Source organism: Terrabacter aeriphilus (assembly GCF_039542985.1).
Lineage (GTDB): Bacteria > Actinomycetota > Actinomycetes > Actinomycetales > Dermatophilaceae > Terrabacter > Terrabacter aeriphilus.
The window spans coordinates 1-4055 of record NZ_BAABIW010000012.1; the positions used below are offsets into that span (position 1 = coordinate 1).

Sequence of the window (4055 nt, forward strand, 5' to 3'; positions counted from 1 at the left end):
TGGCCGCTCCTACGTCCATGACCGGGACGAACTCGGCGACCGCGCTACACCACTATCGGGGACTCAACTCCCCTAACCTGCAGGTCCACGCTGGGACCACGTAAGACCACCTCAACCAACGCGCCAAGGCAACGTCCACTTCTGCTGCGATGCGCGCGTTGGACGACCTGCGTCACACCGCCGCGAAGCGCGGCCATGTCACTGCGCCGCGAAGCGCAAAGTCCCACTGCCCGCCCACGCCGCGAGCGACTTTGCGGTCGCGGACGCGCCGTCGGAGATGACCGCTGTGCGGGTGGAGGTACCACGAGACAAGCCACCTCGGACGTTGCGGAGACGAAGTCGACTTCACAGCCTGGACCCGTTGTCGGCGGGCTGTGCGCATGGAGTGTCAGTTACAGCCCTGCACATCCATCACCCAAGAACCGCTCGGTCCGGCGATCGGAAACACGTTGCTGACCGGCGTCGCTTCCCTGGAGCCTGGCCCGCGGCGCCAATCTCCCGCCTTATCGGTGAAGTGGATGGCTACGGGCGAGAATCCTCTAGGAAGCCCATACATTGTGCAGGACTGCACCTGCCAGAGCCGAACCGCTGATCCATTGCGGCCTTCAACCCAGACGTTGTCCACAGGGTAGGGACTACCGTTCCGTACCACCCATAGGGGGTCGGAGTCCGAAAGGGGCGGATGTTTTGCGCGGGCGTATTGCGGCCCAGCTTCAAGCAAAATCCGATCTGCGACTTGCATTTGTTCTTGACGATCCAGCCGGTCTTCGCCACTGGCCGCTGTGCGCCCAGCCAGCCCCGAGATCAACAAGGCAGCAGCGCTGATCGTCACTGCAATCGTGTCCGACACCTTCCCCATGGCAGCGAGAATAGCCGCGACGAGGCATCTCGCGGGTGGCGAGCGCCGTCTCGGACGGCTCGCCTCTCGTGAGGCTGCGTCGCGATGTCAGTAGGGGTCGAGGACCTGCTCGGTGACCTTCGAGCCGAGGTTGTGTACCAGCCGGAGCACCGGTGCACCGCCTGGCAGCCAGACGTCCGCCTTGGCGGCGGTCTGCATGGCGGTCTGCATGGCGTCGATGCTGGACTGCTGCCAGGTCGAGTTCGTCGTCGCGAGGACGATCTCGTCGGCGTTGACGAGCCGTGCCCACATGACTCGCTTGCGAGCGGCGGCCCTGCGCTTGTCGCGGGTGGTGTCGAGCTCGTCGGTGGTCTTGACCTCGGCGGTCAGGAGGCGTCCGTCCACGTGAGCGACGAGGTCAGCCTCGGCGATCGGCCGGCGGGAGTCGCCACGGAAGAGGTTGGTCTCGGAGACATCGCAGTAGGACCGGGCACCTTGCCGTAGGTGATGAGCCAGCCAGAGTGGTGCGTGGCCGTTCTCGCGGACGAGGTCCCGCACGATCGGGTGTAGCTCGTAGTGCCACTCGGGGTCAGAGACCGGTTGGCGCCAGGCCTCAAGTCGCAACGGTGTGGCATTTCCGCACCGCGTGCAGCTGTTCGTGTTTGCGAGTGCGCCGACGTCGGTGAAGCCGAGGTTGCGGCATGCGGAGCACCGCAGCACGAGTCCCCTTCTGACGATGCCGCGAAGGACGAGGTCGTCGAGGGTCCGGCGAACGTCCTCGGGGGAGCCATCAGCCCAAGGTGCGCTGAGTCCGCCGTACTTCAGGACACCGATCGAGCCGGGTAGGAGAACGCCTGCGTCGTCAGGGTAGGCATCGCGGGTGCTGTCGCCGGTCCGCAAAAACTCAGTAACTAAGTCGCTGAACGGCCCGCTGAACGCTTCCGCCAGTGCGGCCCTTCCTCCCCACAAGTCTGCGAGAAGGTCGGCGCGGGTGCCAGCGTCGGAAAGCTCGGTGCGTCTTCCGCCCTTCCGCGCGAGAACGGCGATCCAGGCCGCGAGGTCCAGACGCTGAAGACGCGGCCTCGCTAGGCGCTGGTCGCCAATAGCGCCGGCAGGCACGAAGTCGAACTTGCGGCTGTCGAAGGTGATCCCTGAGCGCGAGGAGCGCACCCAGGTTTCGTCGCGCTCGTCCTCGGTGGGAACTAGTGCGTGGCCGTCGAAGCCGCGGCCGAAGGGCATCCGCAGTGGCTTGGGCTCCAGACGCGGCCGGTGCAGGTCGACGTCGACCTGCCAGCTCAGCGAGGTACAGCGGGCGAGGACTGGCTCCGAGGGAGACACCGGGTCCAAGGACGACGTCAAGGTGATGCGGCCGTTGGAGGAGACTTGGGCAGGGAGGGAGACACGCCTCTCGAACTCGGCGCTCACGCCGAGGTGTAAGCATCCCCGGTCTGGAACCTGAACATGCGCCTCACGGCGAACGCGGGGTGGTCGGTCCCGCCTAGGTGAGGGCGGTGGTTCGGTATTTTCGTCGGCGCCCGGAAACTCTCCGTGTAAGGCACGCTCGCGGAGAGGTCCGCCTTCGGTCACTAACGGCTCGAGTGCGCCGGAGCCAAGGCTTGTGGAAGTGACGGCGATCTCGTAGCCCCGTCCCCGGGCGGCGCGGGCGAGGAGCCGCTGCAGACCTCTGGTAGCGGCGCCGGACCAGGGTCCTCCGGTAAGGGGCGCCCAGTTCGAGTGAAGCCACACAGCGTTGCCGTAGAGACGATCGAGGAGCAGGTGAAGGGCGAAGTCGTCGGCGGTGTCGCCAACGACGACGTGACGGACTGTCCGCAGGGGCAAGCCGGAGACCAAGTGGGTGAGTCCCATCGTCGTCCGAGTCCACGCGGCTGGTTGGCCCGTCGAGACCACTCCGAGCTCCAGCCCCGCCGGGTGGTACGCAAGCCACGATGGGAGGCGTGTCCACTCTTCAGCGGGACCGGTGAGGTAGGTGACAATGTCGTCGGCGTCCCTGGAGGTGACGGTCGGGTCCAGGTGGTGAGTCGGGCGTGGGAGCTGCTCGGCGGGTTGGTCTGCAGCCGCGGTCTCTCCTACCGATCCCACCCGAGCGGCTAGGGCGAGGCCAAGGGCTCCTCTCAGGCTCGGAGGCGAGTGGAGCCACATCGCGCTCTCGACATGTAGGGCTGATAGCGGCGTGAGCGGCCCATTTGGGTGGTCTCCCAGGTCGGGCCGCTCCAAGTCCCAACCGATCGCGTCGGCGTGCCACGGCAGGATGTCGAGGTCGGTGCTGGGTTCGGGTCCGGATCTCGAGCCAGCAAACCGTTGCCCCTCGACCAGCTCCTGTTCGGGCGACAGCCATCGCCGGTGAGGCGAGCAGGCGAGGGACACCGCCTCAACGGCGTTCAGCGTCCCTAGGCTCGGCCGGGCCGTCGGGTCTGCGTTCACCTCGTACGACATATCGGCGTCCATCGCCGTCGCCGAACCGGCAGGCGCCTGAAATGGCACGACGAAGTCGGGGTCGTATGCGCGCAGGACCCGCAGGACCTCCCCGGAGACCTTTCCGTCGACGTGCGGGATGAGCACAAAGCCGATGCCACCCCAGAACTCGTTGGCGCGGGCGAGTGCTGCTCGCGCGACGGGGATCCAACCGTCGCCGTGCAAGTCGTGGTGTCCGTCCTCGCCTGCGTCGAAGACTATGGCGATCCGGGGAGCGCGGAGTCCAATCCGGGTCGATACATGGTCGAGCTGCTCGCGGGGCACGGCCTCAGACTAGGCGCCGAAAACAGGTCTTCGCGCATCCCCGATCTTGCGCCATGCTGACGGTGCTTCGGTTCCGCGACCACACACGAGCGCGCATCTCGGCAGATCCCGTAGGTCACGGACCTCACCACGTGGCCGGTGGCATCGTCACGACTGCGCCGTGGGGTGCGACCTTTCCGCCGCGAAGCGGCAGTGACGCTCCTATGCTTCGTCAAGCAGCTGCGGCCCCGCTTTCCAGGAGACGGTAGAGGTCGCGGGCGACGTACCGGGCGAGGCAGCGTTTGATCTCTCGGCCGGTCTTGCCTTCGGCGGTGCGGCGCGCAACGTACTCGCGGGTGGCCGGCTGGTACTGGATCCGGCTCTGGACCACGGCGTGCAGAGCGTTGTTGAGCGGTCAAGTCCCTTGTGGTGGTGTAGCGCTGCGTGATTCTTGATGGTGGTCAGGCGGTGAGGGCGGGCA

Annotated in this window: 1 protein-coding gene; it reads right to left on the reverse strand. The window is 66.6% G+C overall.

The window, feature by feature from the left end; genetic code table 11:
* Nucleotides 1–946 precede the first annotated feature (946 nt).
* Entirely contained in the window at nt 947–3595 is a 2649-nt protein-coding gene (locus tag ABD979_RS09055; RefSeq protein ID WP_345507145.1) for a hypothetical protein, read from the reverse strand.
* Nucleotides 3596–4055 lie beyond the last annotated feature (460 nt).